20 protein-coding genes are annotated in these 24,613 nt (G+C 63.8%); 13 read left to right on the top strand and 7 right to left on the bottom strand.

The features are described 5' to 3' along the window. Positions 1-216: 216 nt before the first annotated feature. Genes PQR54_RS21460 through PQR54_RS21450 form a run of 3 tightly spaced genes read left to right on the top strand, consistent with a single transcriptional unit; the run spans position 217 to position 6,280 of the window. Positions 217-1,446, top strand: a complete 1,230-nt coding sequence (locus PQR54_RS21460; protein ID WP_408249126.1) for an efflux RND transporter periplasmic adaptor subunit — start codon at positions 217-219, stop codon at positions 1,444-1,446. Between the two features lie 18 nt (positions 1,447-1,464). Further along, positions 1,465-4,686 (top strand): efflux RND transporter permease subunit, encoded by a 3,222-nt coding sequence (locus tag PQR54_RS21455; RefSeq protein ID WP_408249124.1) that lies wholly within the window; start codon positions 1,465-1,467, stop codon positions 4,684-4,686. 1 nt (position 4,687) lies between these two features. Continuing rightward, positions 4,688-6,280 carry an efflux transporter outer membrane subunit gene (locus PQR54_RS21450; protein ID WP_408249122.1) on the top strand — a complete coding sequence of 531 codons (1,593 nt, stop codon included), beginning with the start codon at positions 4,688-4,690 and terminating at the stop codon, positions 6,278-6,280. A 163-nt stretch (positions 6,281-6,443) separates the two neighbouring features. Here PQR54_RS21450 and PQR54_RS21445 read toward each other — a convergent pair whose 3' ends face one another. Then, positions 6,444-7,853: a nucleobase:cation symporter-2 family protein gene (locus PQR54_RS21445; protein ID WP_106311363.1), complete on the bottom strand. Its 1,410-nt coding sequence runs from the start codon at positions 7,851-7,853 to the stop codon at positions 6,444-6,446. A gap of 426 nt (positions 7,854-8,279) precedes the next feature. Here PQR54_RS21445 and PQR54_RS21440 point away from each other — a divergent pair, with 426 nt between their 5' ends. The 3 genes from PQR54_RS21440 (at position 8,280) to fghA (ending at position 11,965) form a co-directional block, all read left to right on the top strand. Next, positions 8,280-9,770, top strand: coding sequence for a xylulokinase (locus PQR54_RS21440; protein WP_408249120.1), 1,491 nt, complete (start codon positions 8,280-8,282; stop codon positions 9,768-9,770). 222 nt (positions 9,771-9,992) lie between these two features. After that, complete coding sequence (locus tag PQR54_RS21435) at positions 9,993-11,099, top strand: S-(hydroxymethyl)glutathione dehydrogenase/class III alcohol dehydrogenase (RefSeq protein WP_132373288.1); 1,107 nt, start codon at positions 9,993-9,995, stop codon at positions 11,097-11,099. A gap of 14 nt (positions 11,100-11,113) precedes the next feature. Next, entirely contained in the window at positions 11,114-11,965 is an 852-nt protein-coding gene (gene fghA / locus PQR54_RS21430) for an S-formylglutathione hydrolase (RefSeq protein ID WP_408249118.1), read from the top strand. A 62-nt stretch (positions 11,966-12,027) separates the two neighbouring features. Here fghA and PQR54_RS21425 read toward each other — a convergent pair whose 3' ends face one another. The 4 genes from PQR54_RS21425 to PQR54_RS21410 are packed head-to-tail and all read right to left on the bottom strand — an operon-like array spanning position 12,028 to position 15,269. Further along, complete coding sequence (locus PQR54_RS21425; RefSeq protein ID WP_408249116.1) at positions 12,028-12,810, bottom strand: metal ABC transporter permease; 783 nt, start codon at positions 12,808-12,810, stop codon at positions 12,028-12,030. Further along, positions 12,803-13,750, bottom strand: a complete 948-nt coding sequence (locus tag PQR54_RS21420; RefSeq protein WP_408249114.1) for an ABC transporter ATP-binding protein — start codon at positions 13,748-13,750, stop codon at positions 12,803-12,805. Before PQR54_RS21420 ends, PQR54_RS21425 begins: the two co-directional genes overlap by 8 nt. Then, positions 13,747-14,715, bottom strand: a complete 969-nt coding sequence (locus PQR54_RS21415; protein ID WP_408249112.1) for a metal ABC transporter solute-binding protein — start codon at positions 14,713-14,715, stop codon at positions 13,747-13,749. The genes PQR54_RS21420 and PQR54_RS21415 overlap by 4 nt, the downstream gene beginning before the upstream one ends. A gap of 59 nt (positions 14,716-14,774) precedes the next feature. Continuing rightward, positions 14,775-15,269 carry a Fur family transcriptional regulator gene (locus PQR54_RS21410; RefSeq protein ID WP_408249110.1) on the bottom strand — a complete coding sequence of 165 codons (495 nt, stop codon included), beginning with the start codon at positions 15,267-15,269 and terminating at the stop codon, positions 14,775-14,777. Between the two features lie 331 nt (positions 15,270-15,600). On the opposite strand from PQR54_RS21410, the gene PQR54_RS21405 reads away from it, so the two are divergent. From PQR54_RS21405 to PQR54_RS21375, 7 genes are all read left to right on the top strand, one after another. Beyond that, a complete protein-coding gene (locus tag PQR54_RS21405; protein WP_408249108.1) occupies positions 15,601-16,383 on the top strand; it encodes an L-iditol 2-dehydrogenase in 783 nt (260 codons plus the stop codon). 72 nt (positions 16,384-16,455) lie between these two features. Then, complete coding sequence (locus PQR54_RS21400) at positions 16,456-17,778, top strand: ABC transporter substrate-binding protein (RefSeq protein ID WP_408249106.1); 1,323 nt, start codon at positions 16,456-16,458, stop codon at positions 17,776-17,778. Positions 17,779-17,930: 152 nt separating this feature from the next. Beyond that, the gene (locus PQR54_RS21395; protein ID WP_408249104.1) at positions 17,931-18,866 is read left to right on the top strand and encodes a carbohydrate ABC transporter permease; all 936 of its coding nucleotides are present in this window, start codon (positions 17,931-17,933) and stop codon (positions 18,864-18,866) included. A 38-nt stretch (positions 18,867-18,904) separates the two neighbouring features. Beyond that, complete coding sequence (locus tag PQR54_RS21390; RefSeq protein WP_085966707.1) at positions 18,905-19,738, top strand: carbohydrate ABC transporter permease; 834 nt, start codon at positions 18,905-18,907, stop codon at positions 19,736-19,738. Next, positions 19,735-20,448 carry an HAD family hydrolase gene (locus tag PQR54_RS21385; RefSeq protein ID WP_408249102.1) on the top strand — a complete coding sequence of 238 codons (714 nt, stop codon included), beginning with the start codon at positions 19,735-19,737 and terminating at the stop codon, positions 20,446-20,448. Before PQR54_RS21390 ends, PQR54_RS21385 begins: the two co-directional genes overlap by 4 nt. A 104-nt stretch (positions 20,449-20,552) precedes the next feature. After that, positions 20,553-21,662: an ABC transporter ATP-binding protein gene (locus tag PQR54_RS21380; RefSeq protein ID WP_408249100.1), complete on the top strand. Its 1,110-nt coding sequence runs from the start codon at positions 20,553-20,555 to the stop codon at positions 21,660-21,662. A 57-nt stretch (positions 21,663-21,719) separates the two neighbouring features. Beyond that, positions 21,720-22,016: a DUF1330 domain-containing protein gene (locus PQR54_RS21375; protein ID WP_106284114.1), complete on the top strand. Its 297-nt coding sequence runs from the start codon at positions 21,720-21,722 to the stop codon at positions 22,014-22,016. A 25-nt stretch (positions 22,017-22,041) separates the two neighbouring features. On the opposite strand, the gene PQR54_RS21370 is transcribed toward PQR54_RS21375, so the two are convergent. Both PQR54_RS21370 and xylB read right to left on the bottom strand, forming a co-directional pair. After that, positions 22,042-22,989, bottom strand: a complete 948-nt coding sequence (locus PQR54_RS21370) for a sugar-binding transcriptional regulator (RefSeq protein WP_408249098.1) — start codon at positions 22,987-22,989, stop codon at positions 22,042-22,044. Positions 22,990-23,079: 90 nt separating this feature from the next. Continuing rightward, on the bottom strand, positions 23,080-24,561 hold the full coding sequence (gene xylB / locus PQR54_RS21365; protein ID WP_408249096.1) for a xylulokinase: 1,482 nt from the start codon (positions 24,559-24,561) through the stop codon (positions 23,080-23,082). Positions 24,562-24,613: the final 52 nt, after the last annotated feature.

Raw genomic sequence — 24,613 nt, 5'->3', positions numbered from 1 at the left:
ACTGTTGCCTTTCAAAACGCTCTTCGCGCCGTGCCCAGACGGGCGGCGCCGTGCGGCATTTCCCCGGTATGGCGCATTTCGCTCAGGATGCCCTGCAGGTTCGGTTTGCGTCCGCGGGTGTCCGGTCAAGCGTCGCAAGACGCATGTGTGCGCTGTCGTCCCCGGGGTAGGGATGCGCGCACTTTTTCATTCTCAGTCTTTGACAGAGGTCGCTCCATGCGCGTCGAACGGGTTCCATTCCGCTTAATCAGTGCCGCGACGGCTGCCGTATTGCTGGCAGCGTGCGGACCAAAACAATCGGCCCCCCCGCCCCAAACGCCGGAAGTCGGCGTCGTCACCGTTCAGCCGACGGCCGTGCCCGTCGTCACCGAATTGCCCGGCCGCACCAGTGCCTTCCTCGTCGCGCAAGTGCGCGCACGGGTCGACGGCATCGTGTTGCGCCGCGAGTTTACGGAAGGCGGCCAGGTCAAAGCCGGCCAACGTCTGTACAAGATCGATCCGGCGCCGTACATCGCCACGCTGAACAACGCCAAGGCGACGCTGGCGAAGGCGCAGGCCAACCTGGCGTCGGTCACCGCGCAAGCCAACCGTTACAAGGTGCTGGTGGCGGCCAATGCGGTCAGCAAGCAGGACTACGACAACGCGGTGGCCTCGCAAGGCCAGGCCGTGGCTGACGTCGCCGCGGGCAAGGCGGCGGTCGACACGGCGCAGATCAATCTCGGCTACACGGATGTGGTTTCGCCGGTAAGCGGCCAGGTCGGCATCTCGCAGGTCACGCCGGGCGCCTACGTGCAGGCAAGCGCCGCCACGTTGATGGCCACCGTGCAGACACTGGATCCGGTCTATGTGGACCTGACGCAATCGAGCCTCGACGGGCTGAAGCTGCGCCGCGACATGCAGGAAGGGCGCCTGAAGACCTCGGGTCCGGACGCCGCCAAGGTGTCGCTGATTCTCGAAGACGGCCGCACCTATTCGGAGAAGGGCAAGCTGCAGTTCACCGACGTGACGGTCGACCAGGGCACCGGTTCGGTTACCGTGCGCGCGATCTTCAAGAACGCCGACAAGGTGTTGCTGCCGGGCATGTTCGTGCGCGCGCGCATCGAAGAGGGCGTCAACGAAAGCGCGCTCGTGGTGCCGCAAGTCGGCATCACGCATGACCAGAAGGGTCAGCCGACCGCGCTGGTCGTCGGTAAGGACGACAAGGTGGTGTTGCGTCAGCTGGTCACCTCGGGCACGTACGGTTCGAACTGGGTGGTCGAAAGCGGCCTGAATCCGGGCGACCGCGTGATAGTGCAGGGCACCGACAAGGCGAAGCCCGGCATGCAGGTCAAGACCGTTGCCGCGCAACTTCCCGCCACACCCGCTTCCGGCGCTGCTGCTCAGAGCGCGCCGGCCGCCAGCGGTGCGCAGACGGCACAACCTGCCTCCGCTGCATCGGGCGCGTAATAACAGGGAGCCCGCCTCATGGCAAAGTTCTTCATTGATCGCCCGATTTTTGCATGGGTGATCGCCATTATTCTGATGCTCGCGGGTATCGCGTCGGTCTTCACGTTGCCGATCGCGCAGTACCCGACCATCGCGCCGCCGGCCGTGCAGATCAGCGCAACGTACCCGGGCGCATCGGCGAAGACGGTGGAAAACACCGTCACGCAGGTGATCGAGCAGCAGATGAGTGGTCTCGACCATTTGCTGTATCTGTCGTCCACGTCAGACGACTCGGGTACGGCAACCATCACGCTGACGTTCGCGGCCGGCACCAATCCTGACATCGCGCAGGTGCAGGTCCAGAACAAGCTGCAGCTCGCCACGCCGCTGCTGCCGCAAGCCGTGCAGCAGTTGGGCACCAAGGTCACGAAGTCGAGCAGCAGCTTCTTGCTGGTCATGGCGTTCGTGTCCGAAGACGGCAGCATGAACAAGTACGACCTGGCGAATTACGTCGCGTCGAACATTCAGGATCCGGTCAGCCGTATCGACGGCGTGGGCACGGTGACGCTGTTCGGTTCGCAGTACGCCATGCGGATCTGGCTGGACGCGAACAAGCTGACCAACTTCGGCCTCACGCCGGTGGACGTCGAAACCGCGTTGCAAGCGCAGAACGTGCAGGTCGCGGGCGGTTCGCTCGGCGGCACGCCGTCGGTGCCGGGCCAGGTGTTGCAGGCCACCATCACGGAAGCGACGCTGCTCAATACGCCTGAACAGTTCGGCAACGTGCTGCTGAAGGTGAACCAGGACGGCTCGCGCGTTCGCATCAAGGACGTGGGCCGCATCGAGCTGGGCGGCGAAAACTACAACTTCGACACCAAGTACAACGGCCAGCCGACGGCAGGCTTCGGTATTCAGCTCGCTACCGGCGCGAACGCGCTGGCTACCGCCAAGGCGGTGCGCGCGAAGGTCGCCGAACTGTCGAAGTACTTCCCGCACGGTCTGGTGGTGCAGTACCCGTACGACACCACGCCGTTCGTGCGCCTGTCGATCGAAGAAGTGGTCAAGACGCTGCTCGAAGGTATCGTGCTGGTGTTCCTGGTCATGTACCTGTTCCTGCAGAACCTGCGCGCCACGCTGATCCCGACGATCGCCGTGCCGGTGGTGCTGCTGGGCACGTTCGCGATCATGGGTCTGGTGGGCTTCTCGATCAACACGCTGTCCATGTTCGGGCTCGTGCTGGCGATCGGCTTGCTGGTGGACGATGCGATCGTGGTGGTGGAAAACGTCGAGCGGGTGATGCAGGAGGAGGGCTTATCGCCTCGCGATGCAACCCGCAAGGCGATGGATCAGATTACCGGCGCGCTGGTCGGCGTGGCGCTCGTGCTGTCGGCGGTATTCGTGCCGGTGGCGTTCTCGGGCGGTTCGGTCGGCGCAATTTACCGGCAGTTCTCGCTGACGATCGTGGCGGCCATGGTGCTGTCCGTGCTGGTCGCGTTGATTCTGACGCCGGCATTGTGCGCGACGATTCTCAAGCCGATCGAACAGGGGCATCAGGAAAAGACCACCGGTTTCTTCGGCTGGTTCAACCGCACCTTCAACAAGAGCCGCGACAAGTATCACTCCGGCGTGCACCACGTGATCAAGCGCTCGGGCCGCTGGCTGATCATCTACATGGTGGTGATTTTCGCGGTCGGCCTGCTGTTCGTGAAGTTGCCCAAGTCGTTCCTGCCTGACGAAGACCAGGGCACGATGTTCGTGCTGGTGCAAACGCCGTCGGGCTCGACGCAGGAAACCACGGCGCGCGCGTTGAAGGACGTGTCCGACTACCTGCTCAACACCGAGAAGAGTATCGTCGAATCGACCTTTACCGTGAACGGCTTCAGCTTCGCCGGTCGCGGCCAGAACGCGGGTCTCGTGTTCGTGCGGATGAAGGATTACGCGCAACGTCAGCACTCGGATCAGAAGGTGCAGGCGCTGGTGGGCCGTCTCTTCATGCACTTCGGCAGCTACAAGAACGCGCTGGTGTATCCGGTGAATCCGCCGTCGATTCCTGAACTCGGCACGGCCGCGGGCTTCGACTTCGAATTGCAGGATCGCGCGGGCGTCGGTCACGAAAAGCTGATGGAAGCACGCAATATGTTGCTGGGCATGGCGGCGAAAGATCCGACGCTGGCTCAGGTGCGTCCGAACGGCCTGAACGACACGCCGCAGTTCAAGGTGGATATCGACCACGAGAAGGCTTCGGCCCTCGGCGTGTCGCTGTCCGCGATCGACCAGACGTTCTCGATCGCGTGGGCGTCGCAATATGTGAACAACTTCCTCGATACCGACGGCCGGATCAAGAAGGTGTATCTGCAAGGCGATGCTCCGTTCCGCATGAAGCCGGAAGACCTGAACGCGTGGTACGTGCGCAATACCGCGGGTGGCATGGTGCCGTTCTCGTCGTTCGCCAGCGGCACGTGGACCTACGGTTCGCCGAAGCTGGAACGCTACAACGGTATTTCCGCGGTGGAAATCCAGGGCGCGGCGGCCCCGGGCAAGTCGACGGGTCAAGCCATGACGGCCATGGAAGCGCTCGTGGCGAAGCTGCCGGCCGGCGTGGGCTACGAGTGGACGGGTCTGTCGCTGCAGGAACGCCAGTCCGGTTCGCAGGCGCCGATTCTGTACGGCATCTCGATTCTCGTCGTGTTCCTGTGTCTCGCGGCGCTGTATGAAAGCTGGTCGATCCCGTTCTCGGTGATCATGGTGGTGCCGCTCGGCGTGATCGGCGCACTGCTGGCCGCTACGCTGCGCGGACTCGAGAACGACGTGTTCTTCCAGGTGGGTCTGTTGACCACGGTGGGGCTGTCGGCGAAGAACGCGATTCTGATCGTGGAATTCGCCCGCGAGCTGCAGCAGGGTGAAGGCATGGGGCCGATCGAGGCCGCGCTGGAAGCAGCGCGTCTGCGGTTGCGTCCGATTCTGATGACCTCGCTCGCGTTCATTCTCGGCGTGATGCCGCTCGCGATCAGTAACGGCGCGGGTTCGGCCAGCCAGCACGCGATCGGTACCGGCGTGATTGGCGGGATGTTGACGGCGACCTTCCTCGCGATTTTCATGATCCCGATGTTCTTCGTCGTGATCCGCGCGAAATTCGGCGGTGAGAAGGAAGACCCGGATGAGGCGCTCGCACACTACAACCAGCATCATCCGCATGACGGCCAAGGCGGCGGTTCGGCGGGCGCGTCGGCTGATGAAGGCTCGGGCAAGGACGGACATTGAGATGCAAAAACACTCTCTGATTGCAGTGGCGGTCGCGCTGTTCGCCGCTGGGTGCACGATGGCGCCGAAGTACGAGCGCCCCGCTGTGCCCACGACGAGCACCTTCCCGACCGGCGGCGTGTACGACACGCAGCCGGGCGCGACCCAGCCGGGCGCGGGCCAGACGGGCGCGGGCCAGACGGACGCGACCCAGACGGGCAAGCAAGAGCCCGGCACGACGAATGCGGCGCGCAGCGCCAACGGCCTGGCCGCGGCGGATATCGGCTGGCGCGATTTCTTCGTCGATCCGCGCATGCAGCGGTTGATCGAGATCGCGCTGAAGAACAACCGCGATTTGCGCGTGTCGGTGCTGAACATGCAAGCGTCGGCGGCGCAGTTCCGGATCGTTCGCGCCGGTCTGTTCCCGACGCTCGAGGCCGCGGCCTCGCAAACCAAGCAGCGTACGCCTAAAGACCTGTCGTTCTTCGGCCAGACGATTACCAACTCGTATTCGGTCGGTCTGAACGCGTCGTGGGAAATCGACTTCTTCGGGCGGATTCAAAGCCTGAAGGATCAGGCGTTGGCGCAGTACCTGGCCACGGCTCAGGCGCGCAAGGCGGCGGAAATCTCGCTGGTTTCGCAGGTGGCGAACCAGTACATGACGGTGCTCGAGCTCGACGATCTGTTGAAGGTCACGCAGAACACGTTGAAGACCTCGCAGGAATCGTATCGGATCGCCAAGCTGCAGTTCGACAACGGCACCGGTTCGGAACTCGATCTGCGTCAGTCTCAAACCGTGGTCGAGCAGGCTCAGGCCAACCTGCAGCAGCAGATGCGTCTGCGGGCGCAAGCGGATAACGCACTCGTGCTGCTGGTCGGCGAGCCGTTGCCGGACGACTTGCCGCCGGGCATGACGCTGGACAACCAGAATCTCCTCACGGATATTCCGGCGGGTCTGCCTTCCGATCTGCTGACGCGTCGTCCGGACATCATGGAGGCCGAGGAGAATCTGCTGGCCGCCAACGCGAACATCGGCGCGGCGCGCGCGGCGTTCTTCCCGAAGGTCTCGCTGACCGGCAGCTTCGGCACGCTCAGCCCGTCGCTCGGCGGTCTGTTCAAGCCGGGTTCGGCGGCGTGGAGCTTCGCGCCGTCGATCACGTTGCCGATCTTCGAGGGCGGACAGAATCTTGCCAACCTCGATCTCGCCAACATCCAGAAGAAAGTCCAGATCGCCACGTATGAAAAGGCGATTCAGTCGGCTTTCCGCGATGTGGCGGACGGACTGGCGGCACGCGGCACGTACGATCAGCAGATCCAGGCGCTGGAGCGCAATACCTTCGCGGAACAACGCCGGCTGGATCTGTCGAATCTGCGTTACACGAACGGCGTCGACAGTTATCTGGCAGTGCTGACCGCGCAGACCGATCTGTATCAGGCGCAGCAGTTGTTGGTGGTTGCCCGGATGGAACGTCTTCAGAACCTCGTGACGTTGTACCAGGCACTCGGCGGCGGCTGGATCGAAAACAACGGCGAGCAGCCGCGTCCGGCCGACGCACCGGTCGACTACGGTGCGGCAAGCGCGCCGGTGGCGGCTTCGGCGGCCACGGCGGGTTGAAACTCGATGTAGCGTCGGGTGCGTAGAGCGGGCTTCAGTTTCAGCAGAAACCGCCTTGCGCAGCCCGCCATAAAAAACGCCACGGGCATGCCGTGGCGTTTTTTTTATCCGCAGCGCTCGCACGACCTCTCGTTCGCGCAAGCGCCCAGGTGTTGCGTGCCGGTCAGTGCACGTCCGCCGCGCGCAGCATATCGTCGCCGCGCGGTTCGTTGCCGCCGCGTCCGTCGAAATCATGTCCGGCGCTGCGAATTTCGCACTGTGCCTTTTTCTCGCTCTTCACGCCGTTGAAGATCAGATTCAGTACCACCGCCGACACCGATGCCAGCAAAATCCCGCTATGCAACAGCGGCGAGAGCGCCGGCGGCAGCTTCGAGAAGAAGTGCGGCGACACCACCGGCACGAGACCCAGGCCGATACTGACCGCGACGATGAACAGGTTGTGATGGTTCTTCACGAAGTCGACCTTCGACAGCACCTTGATGCCGTTTGCCGCGACCATGCCGAACATCACGATGCCCGCGCCGCCGAGCACGAAAGCCGGCACCGACGCGACCACTTGCGCCATCTTCGGGAACAGGCCCAGCAGCACCAGGATCACGCCGCCCATCGCGCAGACAAAGCGGCTTTTCACGCCGGTTACGCCGATCAGGCCGACGTTCTGCGAGAACGAGGTATGCGGGAACGAGTTGAAGATACCGCCGATCAACGTGCCCAGGCCGTCCACGCGCAAACCGCGCACCAGCGTCTTCTGGTCGACCGGACGATCGACCATGTCGCCGACCGCGAGGAACATGCCGGTCGATTCGATGAAGGTGACGAACATCACGGTGACCATCGTCGCGATCGACAGCGGATCGAAGTGCGGCAGACCGAAGTGGAACGGCATGACGAAGCCGACCCACGGCGCGTGCGTGACGCCTTCCATGTTGACGCGGCCGATCGCCAGCGCGATCACGAAGCCGGCGACAATGCCGAGCAGCACCGAGATATTGGCAAGGAAGCCCTTGGCGAACTTGTTGATCAGCAGAATCAGCATCAGCACGATCAGCGAAAGTCCGAGATAGATCGGATTGCCGTAATCGGGATTGCCCACGCCGCCCGCCGCCCAGTTGATGCCGACTTCCATCAGCGACAAACCGATCACCGAGATCACCACGCCGATCACGACCGGCGGGAAGAACCGCAGCAGCTTGCCCACCGCGGGCGCGAGCAGGATGCCGACGACACCGGCCGCGATCGTCGAGCCGAAGATGTCGAGAATGCCGAGCGAGGGATTGGTGCCGATCGCGACCATCGGACCGACGGCCGCGAACGTGCAGCCCATGATGACCGGCAGACGGATGCCGAAAATCCACAGACCGAGCGTCTGGATCAGCGTGGCGATGCCGCAGGAAAACAGATCGGCGCTGATCAGGAACGCGATCTGGTCTTTCGGCAACTTGAGCGCCGCGCCGATGATCAGCGGTACCGCGACGGCGCCGGCATACATCACCAGGACGTGCTGAATGCCGAGCGTGAGCAACTGGCCTGCGGGCAGTCGTTCGTCGCACGGGTGAACCGTGTTCGATTGCATATCGTCTGTCTCCACCATCTGAGTTTTTGGGATGGCTCCAAGGTATCGGGGACTAAAAAGCACAACAAGACCACTGGGGCCTATTCCGGCATTCCCGGTGACGATATGCGTAGGGGCCTTTTGAAAGCCAAAAGAAATGCGCGGACCTGGTCCATCGGCGGTCAGCCCCTTGCAGTGGCGATGCGAGGCTGTGCGTCGCGCGAGTCCAGAGTGACGCGATATGTGTGAGAATCAATGAGGTGTATCTCGCTCACCGCATAGTCCTGTTTTGATGTGACTCGCGGCGCAGGCGGGTTAACCCGTGATTCGCGATTTTCGGCGTGCATTTGGGCTTGATTCCCGAGTGCCGCGTCGGCGTGGAAAAATACGCTTTTCGGGCAGCTTTCGCGTGCTCATATTCATCCTCAATTTGACGCTCTATCGCCCATGAGTTTTCTCGGCATCGACCTCGGCACCGGTTCCCTCAAAGTAGCAATCGTCGACGAAAACGGTCGCGAGCAGGCGGTGGCGAGCGTCGCGTATCCCATCGAAACGCCGCAGGCGGGTTGGGCGGAGACATCGGTGCAAACATGGTGGCGCGCTCTATGCGAAGCCGCCGCGCGTTTGCCCGACGGATTGCGCCGCGATGTGCGCGCAATCGGTTTTTCCGGGCAGATGCACGGCGTCGTGTTGATCGACGCAGCGGGCGAGGCCGTGCGGCCCGCCATGCTGTGGCCCGACACGCGCGCGCTGGCCTTGCTCGACGCGTGGCCCGAGCCGCAGCCGAATCCGGTTGCGCCGGGCATGGCCGGTCCGCTGCTGCGCTGGATCGTGTTGCACGAACCGCAGTCCGCGAGCCGCACGCGCTGGGCGCTGCAACCGAAAGACTGGCTGCGCGTCGCACTGGGCGGCGCGGTGGCGACCGATCCCTCCGACGCCTGCGCGACCGCGCTCGCCGATCCCGCCGGCGTGTGGGACGCGGCGCTGCTCGATCGGCTCGAGATTCCGCGCGAGTGGTTCGCGCCGCTGGCGCCGTCCTATGCGGCGGGTGGTGTGCTGTCGGAGAGCGCGGCGCACGCGCTGGGTTTGCGCGCCGGCATCGTGCTCGCGACCGGCGCGGCCGATACGCCTTGCGCCGCGCTCGGCAGCGGGCTCGCGCACGATGGCGACGCGTTGCTGACCACCGGCACTGGCGGACAGATCGTCGTGCTGGCCGAGCATGCGCCCGCGGCGGTCAAGGGCTTGCATCGTTATCGCGCGGCGAGCGATCACTGGTATCGGATGGCGGCAATGCAGAACGTCGGCATCGCGCTCGAACGTACGCGAGGATGGCTGTCGTATGAATGGGCCGATGCGTACCGGGACGCGTTCGGTGACGCGACCAACGCGATTAACGCAATCAGCGCATTCAACGCGACCACCACATCCAATACGAACACAGCGGCGGCATCCGGCCTCACGTTCCTGCCGTACCTCACGGGCGAACGCACGCCCTGGCTCAATCCAATGGCGCGCGGCGGCTGGCTCGGCCTCGCGCTCGATCACACGCGCGGCACGATGATGCGCGCCGCGTTCGAAGGCGTCGCGTTCTCGCTGCGTGCCGGACTCGACGCGATTCGCGCGAGCGGCGCCACGGTGACGGCGTTGAAACTGGCGGGCGGCGGTTCCGTCGACGCCCGCTGGCGCCAGTTGCTCGCCGATGCGCTGAATGTCGAGTTGCACGCAGTCGATTGTCCGAATGCGGCGCCGCGCGGCGCTGCGATTCTCGGCGGCCTCGCAAGCGGGCATTGGCACGCGCGCGATCTCGCCGCGCTCGCGCCGGGCGCGACGCGCGTTGCGGGTCCGCAAGGCGACGCGGCGCTTGCCGAGCGCTATGCGCGCTTTCTCGATCTCTACGGACGAGTCGAAACATGGTTCGCCGACACGCCGTCGCAATGAGCGCATGTCATGTCAGGTTCAGACAATGCCGTGACGCACTTTGCAATACCATTACGCTTTTCGCGCGCTAACGTATGAGTCGGCGCAGTGCGCCGAATGACAATGATGACGTGCCCGAATGAGACGCACGAACCAACTGCAGCACCGAATCGCAACACATGCGCGCCGCGATGTAGTCCGCCGCGGCGCGCCTTGCCTCGACAGACTCACAGGAGCATCACGATGAAGACCAAAGCAGCAATCGCATGGAAAGCCGGCGCGCCGTTGACGATCGAAGAAGTCGATCTGGAAGGGCCGCGTGCCGGTGAAGTCCTGATCGAAGTGAAGGCCACGGGCATCTGCCATACCGATTACTACACGCTCTCCGGCGCGGACCCCGAAGGCATCTTTCCGGCGATCCTCGGGCACGAAGGTGCGGGCGTCATTGTCGATACCGGTCCCGGCGTCGGTACGCTGAAGAAGGGCGATCACGTCATTCCGCTCTATACGCCGGAATGTCGCCAGTGCAAGTTCTGCCTGTCGCGCAAGACCAATCTTTGCCAGGCGATCCGTTCGACGCAAGGCAAGGGTTTGATGCCTGACTCGACTTCGCGCTTCTCGCTGGATGGCAAGCCGCTGTTTCACTACATGGGCACGTCCACGTTTTCGAACTACATCGTCGTGCCGGAAATCGCGGTGGCGAAAGTGCGTGAAGACGCGCCGTTCGACAAGATCTGCTACATCGGTTGCGGCGTGACGACGGGTGTCGGTGCGGTCGTGTATTCGGCGAAGGTCGAGGCGGGCGCGAATGTCGTGGTGTTCGGCCTCGGCGGCATCGGCTTGAATGTGATCCAGGGCGCCAAAATGGTAGGCGCGGACAAGATCATCGGCGTGGACATTAATCCGGGACGTGTCGAACTGGCGAAGAAATTCGGCATGACGCACTTCATCAACCCGAACGAAGTCGAGAACGTGGTCGATCACATCGTGCAACTCACCGATGGCGGCGCGGACTATTCGTTCGAATGCATCGGCAACACGAAGGTAATGCGCCAGGCGCTCGAATGCACGCACAAGGGCTGGGGGCAGTCGTTCATCATCGGCGTGGCGGCGGCGGGCGAGGAGATCAGCACGCGGCCGTTCCAACTGGTGACGGGCCGCGAGTGGAAGGGCTCGGCATTCGGCGGCGCGCGCGGCCGCACCGATGTGCCGAAGATCGTCGACTGGTACATGGAAGGCAAGATCAATATCGACGATCTGATTACGCACCGTCTGCCGCTCGAACGCATCAACGAGGGCTTCGATCTGATGAAGAAGGGCGAGTCGATCCGCTCGGTCGTGCTGTACTAAACCGGAGCTTCGTCATGCTCGAACTCTTGTCGTCGCATGCCTGCCATGGTGGCGAGCAGCGCATCTATCGGCACGACTCGCAGACCATCGGCCTGTCGATGCGCTTCTCTATCTATCTGCCGCCGCAGGCCCTGCTGGCCAATGCGAACGTGCCCGCGCTGTTCTATCTCGCGGGTCTCACTTGCACGGAAGAGACCTTTCCGGTCAAGGCCGGCGCACAGCGCTTTGCCGCGCAGCACGGCATCGCGCTGATTGCGCCGGATACCAGTCCGCGCGGCGCGGGCGTGCCGGGCGAAAGCGCGGCGTGGGACTTCGGCGTGGGCGCGGGCTTTTACGTCGACGCCACGCAGCAGCCGTGGGCGCAGCACTACCGGATGTACTCGTACGTGCGGGACGAACTGCGCGAAACGGTGCTCGCGAATCTGCCGGTGGACGGCGCGCGGCTAGGCATTTTCGGGCATTCGATGGGCGGTCACGGCGCGTTGATGCTGGCGTTGCGCAATCCGGAGATTTATCGGTCGGTGTCGGCGTTCGCGCCGATCGCCGCGCCGACGCGTTGCCCGTGGGGCGAGAAAGCCTTCAGCGGCTATCTGGGCGACGACCGCGAAGCGTGGAAGCAGTACGACGCGAGCGAACTGGTCGCGCGTACGTCGCGCAAGTTCCCGGAAGGGATTCTGGTCGATCAGGGGCTCGCGGATCAGTTCCTCGCGGAGCAACTGAATCCGGATGTGTTTGATGCCGCTTGCAAGGCCGCAGGTCAACCGCTGACGTTGCGTCGTCATGCGGGCTACGACCACGGCTATTACTTCATCTCGACGTTCATCGAGGATCATCTCGCGCATCACGCGAAGGTGCTGCTCGGCTGACGTTTCCAGGAACGACGATGGCGGCGTGCAGGTGCAACGCCGCCGTCATTGTCGTGGCAGACTCAATGCCGTCGCAACAAACTTCCGCCGTACACCACCGCCGACAGCACGGTGATCCAGAAGCTCGTCGGCCAGTCGGTATAGAACGCGAGCGTTAAACCGAGCCACGCCTGCAGCAGCGCGAACACCGCGGCGAGCACGAGACCCGCTGAGAGCCGCGTCGTCACGTTTTGCGCGGCGGCGGCCGGACCGACCATCAGCGTGAACACCAGCAGCACGCCGACAATCTGCGTACAAGCCGCCACGGCGAGCGCCGCGATTGCGAGAAACAACACGGACACGAGGCGCAACGACACGCCTTTGGCTTCGGCCAGTTCCGGCTGCAACGAAGCGAACAGCAGCGGCCGCATGATCGCCGCTAGCGCCAGCAAACTCACGACGCCCAAACCCGCCAGCACGCCGAGCGTCGATGCGTTCACGCCGAGCACGTTGCCGAACAGCAGTGCGGTGACCTGCGTCGCATAGGCGGTGAAGAAGTGCAGAAACAGCAAGCCGAAACCGAGCGACAACGAGAGGATCACGCCGATCGCCACGTCGCGTCCGGCGAGACGTTCGCCGAGCGCGCCCATGCCGACACCCGCCGCGAGCGTGAAGCCGATCATCCCCCAGATCGGCGAGATGCCGATCAGCACCGCGCCGGTCGCGCCGGTGAAACCGACGTGCGAGAGCGCGTGACCCGCGAAGGTCTGTCCGCGCATCACCAGAAAATAGCCTACCACGCCGGCCAGCACCGCGACGATCCCCGACGCCGCGAATGCGTTCACCATGAAATCGTATTCAAACATCGTGCTTGTGTCCGTCGCGTGAGTCGTGCTGATGTGAGTGGCCGTGCGCGTGGCCATGCGAATGGGAATGCGAATGCGAGTGGCTGTGGCCGCCGTTCTCGTCGTGTTCGTGCTCGTGATCGTGCTTTTCCACTTCGACGTCGCCGGACATCACGAAGATGCGGCCGTTCACGCGCATTACGTCGATCGGCGAGCCGTAGAGGCGCGACAGGACCGGCCGGGTGATCACTTCGTCGACGGTGCCGAGCGCCGCCACGCCGCTGCCGAGATACAGCACGCGATCGAGCGCGTGCAGCAGCGGATTCAATTCATGCGCCGAAAACAGCACGGCGATGCCGAGTTCCTGCTGCACGCGCCGCACCAGTTCGACCACGCTCTTCTGATGATGCGGATCGAGGCTGATCAACGGCTCGTCGAGCAAGAGCAGCTTCGGGTTGCCGAGCAGACATTGCGCGAGCAGCAGCCGCTGACGCTCGCCGCCCGACAGTTCCGACAGCGGCCGCTCGGCCAGCTTGCGGCCGCCCACCAGATCCAGCACACGTTCGACATCGGTGCGCGTGGCCGCGTCCGCATGCGGCAAGCCCCAGCGATGGCCGTCGGCGGCCATCGCGACGAAATCGCGGCCACGCACGCGGCGCCCGGCCAGGGCACTGCGCGTCTGCGGCATATAGCCGATCGACGCGTTGCCGCGCTCGACCGGTTGTCCCAGCACGCGGATCGTGCCTTGAGCGGCAGGCACGAGACCGAGCACGGCGCGCATCAGCGTTGTTTTGCCCGCGCCGTTGGGCCCGAGTACGCCGATGAATTCGCCCTGGTTCACCACGAAGCCGGTGTCGCGCAGAATCGTGCGGTCGCCGAGTTCGAGCGTCACGCGTTCGAGTTCGAGCACGGGTGCGGTGCTGGGCACACGCGCTGGCGCGCCGCGGCCAGTCTGGGTCATTGGGTTTTTCCTTTCGCGCCTGAAGCCGCAGCCGCATTGGCGCCGTTCGCATCGCCCGAGGCGAGTGCCGTGCCCAGCGCGTCGAGCTGCGTCAGCATCCACGTCTGATAGGTTTTGCCGGCCGGTTCGGTCTCGGTGACGCTCATGGTCGGCACCTTCGATTGCTGCGCGAGCTTCAACATGCGTTTGGTCAGGGCCTCGGTTGCCTGGCTGTTATAGATCAGAACACGGACGCGCTTCTCGCGCAGGTCGCGTTCGAACGCGGCGATATCGGCCGCGCTGGCTTCGGTGTCGTTCATGGTGGCGAGCTGGAAGCGCAGGTTGCGCATTGTCAGGCCCACCGCGTCGGACATGTAGCCGAACACCGGTTCGGTTGCCGTTACCGGCACGCCCGCGTAGCGGCCGTGCAGTTCGGCGACTTTGGCGTCGACCGGTTTCAGCGAATCGAGAAACTTCGCGAGGTTCGCATCGTACGCCGACTTGTGCGCCGGGTCAGCCGCGACGAGGGCCTCGCTCACGGCGCGCGCCACTTTCGGCATGGTCGCCGGGTCGTACCAGAGGTGCGGATTATCGCCGCCTTTCTTGCCAACCAGATCGGCGGCGACGATCGTCACGCGCTTCGCGCCCTTCGACGCCGCCAGCAATTTTGCCATCCACGGATCGTAGTCGGCGCCGTTGTAGACCACAAGGCTCGCATGCTGCAACGCACGCGCGGTCTTCGGGCTCGCTTCGAACAGATGCGGGTCCTGGTCCGGATTGCTGAGAATGCTCGTGACGTCGACGCGATCGCCGCCGAGTTGCTGCACCACGTCGCCGTAAAAATTCTCCGCCGCGACCACCGGGATTTTTGCATCCGCCGCCATCGCGGCGTGGCCGAACGCGAAGACGGCGGCGCTTACCGCGACGTGCTTCGACAGCTTCAGCGCACGCTGCGCCCCGTTCAACATCGAGCCGAATTTCTTCATTGTTGTGTCCTGCTGCGTGAGAGTTGAATGAACCACTGACGTTAGAAGGGGCGTGTGCGTTATGCCGGCTTCATGGCGGCCGAAGCACCCGCGGGTCGCGCCGCGCGAGCACACAGCGCGCAGAGACCGCTCAGTTCGACCACCTGCCGATGCACTTCGAAACCATGTGCCGGCGCGCTATGCGACAACTGTTCGGCGAGGTCGTCTCCGGGAATTTCGACGGTCGCGCCGCAGCCGTCGCACATCAGAAACTGGCTGCGATGCGGCACGCCGACTTCGCAGCAGGCCACGAACGCGTTCTTCGATTCGATCCGATGCACGAAGCCATGCGCGAGCAGAAAGTCCAGCGCGCGATATACGGTTGTCGGCGGCACCCGGCCGCGTGTCGGCTCGAGCGCATCAAGCAGTTCATAAGCGCCGATCGGCCGCTCGCTGGCGACGATCGCCGCATACACCTGACGACGCAGCGGCGTCAGCGCGAGCCCGTGCAACGCGGCATGCGCTTCGGCGTGCGCGAGGCGCACGGCATGGTGTTCTGCAGTGAATGTGGCCATCGGCGGAGGCTCCTGACGAAATGGCGATCAAGCGAAAATCACGACCCATCGGCTTCGAAGCGAAGCGAGGTCGCAATGATATAACGTATCTCGAAAATTTGTCAGCAGGGCGAGCAGAAAGCAGATTGGCTGTCTTCGATTTCTCGTACTAGTGTTGTTCGGGGCGGATGAGTGGTGTCGGAATCCTGCCGCGCTGCACCATCGAAATCTGCTCGGGCGCCTTGACATGGCCCGGTGCGTATCCGATCATTCGATCACTAACAGAGCAATTGTTCGCGTGATGAGCGTTCGCTCACCGCGCCTCAAGAAGCGATTGAACCGGAGACGAGCAGTGGCGGCACGATTGCAAGACAAGGTGGCCATTCTGACGGGCGCGGCAAGCGGAATCGGTGAAGCCGTGGCGCGCCGATATCTGGACGAAGGCGCGCGCTGCGCGCTGGTCGACGTGAAGCCGGCCGACAGTTTCGGCGACTCACTGCGTGCCACTTACGGCGATCGCGTGCTGACGGTGCGCGCCGATGTCACCCGCCGCGACGATATCCAGCGCATCGTCGCGAGCACGCTGGAGCGCTTCGGGCAAATCGACATTCTCTTCAACAACGCGGCGCTCTTCGACATGCGCCCGATCCTCGACGAATCCTGGGACGTATTCGACCGTCTCTTCGCGGTCAACGTGAAGGGCATGTTCTTCCTGATGCAAGCCGTGGCGCAAAAGATGGTCGAGCAGGGCAGCGGCGGCAAGATCATCAATATGTCGTCGCAAGCCGGACGGCGCGGCGAGGCGCTCGTGTCGCACTACTGCGCGACCAAGGCAGCCGTGCTCAGCTACACGCAATCCGCGGCACTGGCGCTCGCAGCGCACAAGATCAATGTGAACGGCATTGCGCCGGGTGTCGTCGATACGCCGATGTGGAACGAAGTCGACGCGCTCTTCGCCCGCTATGAAAACCGCCCGCTCGGCGAGAAGAAACGCCTTGTCGGCGAAGCGGTGCCGCTCGGCCGCATGGGTGTGCCGGACGATCTGACCGGCGCCGCCCTGTTCCTCGCGTCGGCGGATGCCGACTACATCACCGCGCAAACCCTGAACGTCGACGGCGGCAACTGGATGAGCTGAATCCGCGCCGTTCATCGTCATTTTCGTAGAACAAACGCTGCACTACATAACGTACGAGAAAGGAGACAACACATGAAGCCAGCCCTCAAATCCACGCTAAAGGCGGTCAGTGCCGGCGCTGTCGCTTGCTTTGCATTGAGCGCGTCGGCGGCGACGGTGACGATCGCCACGCTGAACAATCCGGACATGATCGAGTTGAAGAAGCTCTCGCCCGAGTTCGAAAAGGCGAATCCGGACATCAAGCTGAACTGGGTGATTCTCGAAGAAAACGTGCTGCGTCAGCGCGCCACGACCGACATCACGACGGGCAGCGGTCAATTCGACGTGATGACAATCGGCGCGTACGAAACGCCGCAATGGGGCAAGCGCGGCTGGCTCACGCCGCTCACGAATCTGCCCGCTGATTACGATCTGAACGACGTCGTGAAGACGGCCCGCGACGGCCTCTCGAGCGGCGGCCAGTTGTACGCGCTGCCGTTCTACGTCGAAAGCTCGATGACGTATTACCGTAAAGACCTGTTCGCGGCCAAGGGTCTGAAGATGCCCGATCAGCCGACCTACGACCAGATCGCGCAATTCGCCGACAAGCTCACGGACAAAGCCAATGGCATTTACGGCATCTGTCTGCGCGGCAAGGCGGGCTGGGGCGAGAACATGGCCTACGGCACGACGGTGGTGAACACGTTCGGCGGCCGCTGGTTCGACGAGAAATGGAACGCGCAGCTGACCTCGCCGGAATGGAAGAAAGCGATGACGTTCTATGTCGATCTGCTGAAGAAGGACGGCCCTCCGGGAGCGAGTTCGAACGGCTTCAATGAGAATCTCACGCTGATGTCCTCGGGCAAGTGCGCGATGTGGATCGACGCCACGGTTGCGGCCGGCATGCTCTACAACAAGCAGCAATCGCAAATCGCCGACAAGGTCGGTTTCGCTGCAGCGCCGGTGGCGGTCACGCCGAAGGGTTCGCATTGGCTGTGGGCCTGGGCGCTGGCGATTCCGAAGTCGTCGAAGCAGGCTGACGCGGCGAAGAAGTTCATCACGTGGGCCACGTCGAAGCAATACATCGAACTGGTCGCGAAGGACGAAGGCTGGGCCTCGGTGCCGCCGGGAACGCGTAAATCCACCTACGCGCGCCCCGAGTACAAGCAGGCAGCACCGTTCGGCGACTTCGTGCTGAAGGCGATCGAAACGGCGGATCCGGAGCATCCGACGCTCAAGCCGGTGCCGTACACCGGTGTGCAGTTCGTCGGGATTCCTGAGTTCCAGTCGTTCGGCACCGTGGTCGGTCAGAGCATCTCCGGCGCGATTGCCGGTCAGATGACGATCGATCAGGCGCTGGCAGCCGGCAACGCCACTGCGGATCGCGCGGTGAAGCAGGCCGGCTACCAGAAATAAGCCACGGCCGTTACGTGGCACGCGCCGGCTGACGCCCGTCAGCCGGCTTACGCGGCACAGCGGGCCTTTCCGCCACACGTGCGCCGCGACATCGTACGGTGTCGTCGCGGCTTCGGGCGGCGGTCCGCGCATTACCCAACAGGTGGTCAATCATGCGTCCTCTGCGCCTACCTATCATGCATGCCCATCCCCAGACAGAAAAAGAACGCGAAACCCGCAAAGCCAATTCCGCCCGCTGGCTAGTCACGCCTTCGGTCGCGGTACTCGTGCTGTGGATGGCGATTCCGCTCGCGATGACGATCTGGTTTTCGTTCTCGCGTTACAACCTGTTGAATCCGGATCTGAAAGGCTTCGCGGGTTTCGACAACTATAAATATCTTGCCAGCGACCCGTCGTTCGGCCCTTCGATCGGCCACACGCTCGAACTGATCATCTCGGTCCTCGTGATCACGGTGGTCGGCGGCGTGCTGATGGCGATCCTGTTCGACCGCAAGTTCTACGGCCAGGGGATCGCGCGGTTGCTCGCCATCGCGCCGTTCTTCGTGATGCCGACCGTGAGCGCGCTGATCTGGAAGAACATGATCCTGCATCCGGTGTACGGCCTGATCGCGCAAGGCATGCGCGCCATGGGCATGACGCCGATCGACTGGTTCGCGCAATATCCGCTGACGGCCGTGATCATGATCGTCGCGTGGCAGTGGCTGCCGTTTGCTTTCCTGATTCTGTTCACGGCGATCCAGTCGCTCGATCAGGAGCAGAAGGAGGCGGCGCGCATCGACGGCGCGGGTCCGTTCTCGATGTTCTTCTACATCACGCTGCCTCACCTGAAGCGGGCAATTGCGGTGGTGGTGATGATGGAGACGATTTTCCTGCTGTCGATCTTCGCCGAAATCTACACGACCACGGGCGGCGGTCCGGGCACCGCGACCACCAACCTGTCGTACCTGATCTATTCGCTGGGCCTGCAGCAGTTCGACGTCGGTCTCGCTTCGGCGGGCGGCATTCTCGCTGTCGTGCTGGCCAATATCGTGTCGTTCTTCCTCGTGCGGATGCTCGCGAAGAACCTTAAAGGGGAGTACGAAAAATGAGCCAGGTTGCCTCTACTCCGGTGTCCGGCGCGACGCCCATGACCGTGCCGGCGAAGTCGCCGTTCGCCGCGATTCGCCGCGGCATCCCAGGTGTGATCGCGTGGCTCGTGGCGCTGCTGCTGTTCTTTCCGATCTTCTGGATGACGATCACCGCGTTCAAGACGGAGCAGCAAGCCTACGCATCGTCGCTGTTTTTCATCCCGACGCTCGATAGCTTTCGCGAGGTGTTCGCGCGCAGCAATTACTTTTCGTTCGCGTGGAACTCGATACTGATCTCCGCGGGCGTGACGATTCTGTGCCTGATTCTCGCTGTGCCGGCCGCGTATGCAATGGCGTTCTTCCCGACCCGCCGCACGCAGAAAGTGCTGCTGTGGATGTTGTCGACCAAGATGATGCCGTCGGTCGGCGTGCTGGTGCCGATCTATCTGCTGTGGAAAAACAGCGGGCTGCTGGATTCGGTGTCGGGTCTCGTGATCGTCTACACGCTGATCAATTTACCGATCGCGGTATGGATGTCGTTCACGTACTTCGCCGAAATTCCGCGCGACATTCTCGAAGCCGGCCGGATCGACGGCGCCGCGACGTGGCAGGAAATCGTCTATCTGCTGATGCCGATGTCGCTGCCTGGGCTCGCCTCGACTGCGCTGCTGCTCGTGATCCTGTCGTGGAACGAAGCGTTCTGGAGCATCAACCTGTCGAGTTCGAACGCCGCGCCGCTGACCGTGTTCATCGCCTCGTATTCGAGTCCTGAGGGTCTCTTCTGGGCCAAGCTGTCCGCCGCTTCGCTGCTGGCGGTCGCGCCGATCCTGATCGTCGGCTGGCTGTCGCAGAAGCAACTGGTGCGCGGCCTTACCTTCGGGGCGGTCAAATGACGGCAGACACGAGTGGAAGCACGCTCGCCGGCAATTTCGCGCTGATCTGCGATTGCGACGGCGTGCTGATCGACAGCGAAGCCGTGGCGGCGCGCATGCTGGTGCACGAACTCGAAGCGCGCTGGCCCGACACCGACGTCGAACCGGTCGTGCTGCCGCTGCTCGGACTGCGCATCGAGAAAGTGCTGCAAGGCACTGCGGCGCAGCTCGGCAAAAGCCTCAGCGACGAGGACATCGATTCGATCCGCCAGGCAGTGGAAACGGCGGCGATGCAGGCGCCGACGGTCGAAGGCATCGAGGCCGCGCTGGCTCAGGTGCCGCTCACCAAAGGCTGCGCAAGCAACAGCTTTCGCCCGTATGTGGAAACGGTGCTGACGCGCACGGGCCTCGTGAGATTTTTCGGCGACCGCCTGTTCTGCGCCGACGCAGTGCCGAATCCGAAGCCCGCGCCCGACGTCTATCTGGCGGCGGCCAAGGGTCTTGGCCTCGCGCCCTCGGCGTGCCTCGTGGTGGAGGACAGCGTCACGGGTGTGACGGCGGCCACGGCGGCGGGCATGACGGTGCTAGGCTTCATCGGCGGCGGTCATGCGAGCGATGCGCAGATCGACAAGCTGCATGCAGCCGGCGCGCGCCACGTATTCGACGACATGCAGCGGTTGCCGGAACTGGTCGCGCAATGGACGCTGAGTGCGACGGCGGCCGCGCCATAAGCGGCGGAATCGAAAGCGAATCAATGTAGCCGCCTGAGTTTCCCAAGCAACTCAGGCAACCGAACATCGGACAAGCAACACATAGCATTACACGGAGACACATCATGGCAAGCGTAACTCTGCGCAACATCAGAAAGGCGTACGACGAAAACGAAGTGATGCGCGACATCAACCTCGATATCGCGGACGGCGAGTTCGTCGTGTTCGTGGGCCCGAGCGGTTGCGGTAAATCGACGCTGATGCGGATGATCGCCGGCCTCGAAGATATCAGCGGCGGCGATCTGACCATCGACGGCATGCGCGTGAACGACGTGGCGCCCGCCAAGCGCGGCATCGCGATGGTGTTCCAGTCGTACGCGCTGTATCCGCACATGACGCTGTACGACAACATGGCGTTCGGCCTGAAACTCGCCGGCACCAAGAAGCCGGAAATCGACGCGGCAGTGCGTAACGCGGCGAAGATCCTGCACATCGACCATTTGCTCGATCGCAAGCCGAAGCAGTTGTCGGGCGGCCAGCGTCAGCGCGTGGCGATCGGCCGCGCGATCACGCGCAAGCCGAAGGTGTTCCTGTTCGACGAACCGCTGTCGAATCTCGACGCCGCCTTGCGCGTGAAAATGCGCCTCGAATTTGCGCGTCTGCATGACGAACTGAAGACCACGATGATCTACGTGACGCACGATCAGGTCGAAGCCATGACGCTGGCGGATAAGATCGTGGTGCTGTCCGCGGGCAATCTGGAGCAGGTCGGCAGCCCGACCATGCTGTATCACGCGCCGGCCAACCGCTTCGTCGCGGGATTCATCGGTTCGCCGAAGATGAACTTCATGGAAGGCGTGGTGCAGTCCGTCACGCATGACGGCGTCACGGTGCGCTACGAAACCGGCGAGACGCAGCGCGTCGCGGTGGAACCGGGCGCGGTGAAGCAGGGCGACAAGGTGACGGTCGGCATTCGCCCCGAGCATCTGCATGTGGGCACGACCGACGACGGCATCTCGGCCCGCACGATGGCCCTCGAATCGCTCGGCGACGCAGCGTATTTGTACGCGGAATCGAGCGTGTCACCGGACGGCCTGATCGCGCGGATTCCGCCGCTCGAACGCCATACGAAGGGCGAGATGCAAAAACTCGGCGCCACGCCCGAGCACTGCCATTTGTTCGACAGCGCAGGGAAAGCATTCCAGCGTAAGATCGTCGAAGTGCTGGCCGCGTGATGATTGGGAAAGCGGCGGGCGCGCCGCTTTCCTTTCAACCACGCCCCGGAAACGCTCATGGCCGCCTACGTCGTCATTACGCGCGAGAAAACGCTCGACCCCGCGAAGCTGGATGAATACAAACAGGTTGCGCCTGCAACCTTCGAGCAGCATCCGGTCATGATGCTGGCAAGCCACGGCCGCAAGGAAGTGGTGGAAGGTCCGCCGATCGACGAAATCCTGATCCTCGAATTCGCTAGCTACGACGAAGCCATTGCCTGGTACCGCAGCCCGGAGTATCAGGCTGTCAGCGAAACACGTCTGCAGGGCGGGGAATACCGGATCATCATCACCGAAGGCCTCACGGCGATGTAGGGCGGCGGTGGCGTAGGCCGTCCGCTTACGCCTCGAGCGCGGCTCTCGCGCACGATTCGTCAGTTACAAGGCCCGACAGCCAGCCGCCCTTGAGCACCGCGATCAGTGCCTCACGCTTGCGCTGTCCGCCGGCGAAACCGATGGTCGGGCGCTGCGGCGGCGAGTCGAGCGCGATGCTCGTCACGCGCCGGCCGGTCGGCGATTCGACGTGCGCGCCGGCGGCGTCGATCGGCAGTCCGAGCATTTCAGCCACCGCGCCGTTCTGCATCAACTCTTTCACTTCCGCGGACGTAATGAAGCCGTCTTCGAGCAGCGGACATTTCGGCCCGATATTGCCGATGCCGACAAACGCCACGTCGGCCTGCGCCGACAGCGATTCGACAATCCGATAAAGCCGGTGATTGCACCACTGCGCGCGTTCCGCTTCGCTATCGGCGAGCAGCGGCGCGGGCAGCAGAAAATGCTTGCCGCCCGTCTTCTCCGAAATGTGCAGCGCGACGTCATAGCGGTTCGAGGAGCCGTCCTGGGCGATCGCTCCGACCATGGATACCAGCCGGTGCTGCGGACGGTCCAGCTGGGCGATCTGATCGACGGCGGCCTTCAGCGTCCGGCCGCTGCTCACCGCGACCACCATCGGTTTTTCTTCGCCGAGATAGCGCTCCATCACCTGCGCGCCGGCCACCGCCAGTTTGCGGTCGACCTCATCGGCCGTATCGCTGTCGATCGGCACCACTTCGCACATGCTCAGGCCGTAGCGCTTGGACAGTTGATCGGCGAGCGCGAGGCAGTCCGCCAGTTTGTGATCGACGCGCACGCGAATCAGATTCTTTTCGACCGCGAAGGCGACCAGCCGTTGCGCGACCGGCCGCGACACCTGGAGCTTCTCGGCGATCTCGTTCTGGGTGTTGCCGGCAACGTAGTAGAGCCACGCGGCGCGGGTAGCAAGATCTAATTTTTCTGTGGACTTGGGCACGGTGACGGTTCGCTTGAAGTGCGCCGATGATAGCAGCCGGTCTGCGCGCTTCAACTAACCCTAGCGCGGAAACCGGCCGCGGATAGCCGGTCAGGCAAGCGGTTGCCGCGCGGGGTCGAACAACGGCCGCACGTGGCGGTACAGCGCGCGATACGCTTCGAGCCGCGCGCGCAGTTCGGCATGGCGGCGCGGGTTCGGTGTGAACTCCCTGGCGATTGGCGGCTTGGTGAGCACCGTGGCCGGATCGCCGCCCGCGGCCAGCCAGCCGAGGCGTGCCGCGCCGAGCGCCGCGCCGGTCTCGCCGCCGCCGTGCTTGCGGGTGGCGGTGTCGAGTGCGTCGGCGAGCAACTGGGCCCAGTAGTCGCTGCGGGCGCCGCCGCCGAGCAGGGACAGCGCCTTCGCTTCGGTGCCGGCCGCGCGCAGCGCGTCGAGGCCGTCGGTGAGCGCAAGCGTCACGCCTTCGAGCACCGCGTAGCCGAGCAGCGCGCGATCCGTTGCGTGCGTCATGCCGAAGAACACGCCTTGCGCATACGGGTCGTTGTGCGGCGTGCGTTCGCCTGACAGATAGGGCAGGAAGAGCGGCGCGGTGTTCAACGCGTCCGCGTGGAGCGCCTCGATTTCGGCGAGCAGGGTCGGTTCGTCGGTGGAAGTGAGCTTGCAGACCCAACGCAGACAACTCGCGGCGGAGAGCACCACGCTCATCTGATGCCAGCGATCCGGAATCGCGTGACAGAACGCGTGCACGGCCGAAGCCGGATTCGGCCGGAAGCTGTCGCCGACCACGCACAGCACGCCTGATGTGCCGAGCGAGACGAAGCCGTCGCCCGGTTGCGTCGCGCCGATGCCGATCGCGCTGGTGGCGTTGTCGCCGCCGCCGGCCGCGACGATTACGCCGTCGCTCAGGCCGAATTCACGCGCGACGGAAGGCAGCAGCGTGCCGGATGGCTCGCTGCCTTCGGCGAGGCTCGGCATCTGCGCACGCGACATATTGCAGGCCGCGAGCAGCGAGTCCGACCAGTCGCGTTTGGCGACATCGAGCCACAGCGTGCCGGCCGCATCGGATGGATCGGACACCTTGCCGCCCGTCAGTTGCAGGCGCAAGTAATCTTTCGGCAGCAACACGCAGGCGGTCTGCGCAAAAATCTCGGGTTCGTGGCGCGCGACCCACAGCAGCTTCGGCGCGGTGAAACCGGGCATGGCGAGATTGCCGGCCACGCTGTGCAACTCCGGCGCGCGCTCGGTCAGCTCCGCGCATTCCTTGTCGCTGCGCATGTCGTTCCACAGGATCGCGGGACGCAGCACGCGGTCCTGCGCATCCAGCAGCACGGCGCCGTGCATCTGACCCGACAGGCCGATGCCGCGAATCTGCGCGAACTCGTCGGGATGTTTGGCGCGCAACGCGGCGAGCGCGGTACGCGTGCCGGCCCACCAATCTTCGGGATTCTGCTCGGCCCAGCGCTGATGCGGGCGCGAAACGGTGAACGGTGAGCCTGCGGTGCCGATCACGCGTCCGTCGGAGGCGAGCAGCAGAACTTTCACTTCGGACGTGCCGAGGTCGATGCCGAGATACATGGGCGCGGAACCTTCGTCGTTGGAGATGCGCTACTTTAGCCGCACATGGCGC

This window comes from Paraburkholderia phytofirmans (genome assembly GCF_046028095.1).
Lineage (GTDB): Bacteria > Pseudomonadota > Gammaproteobacteria > Burkholderiales > Burkholderiaceae > Paraburkholderia > Paraburkholderia phytofirmans_A.
Note: the sequence above shows the minus strand (reverse complement) of the source record. Positions and strands in the feature narration are given on the sequence as shown.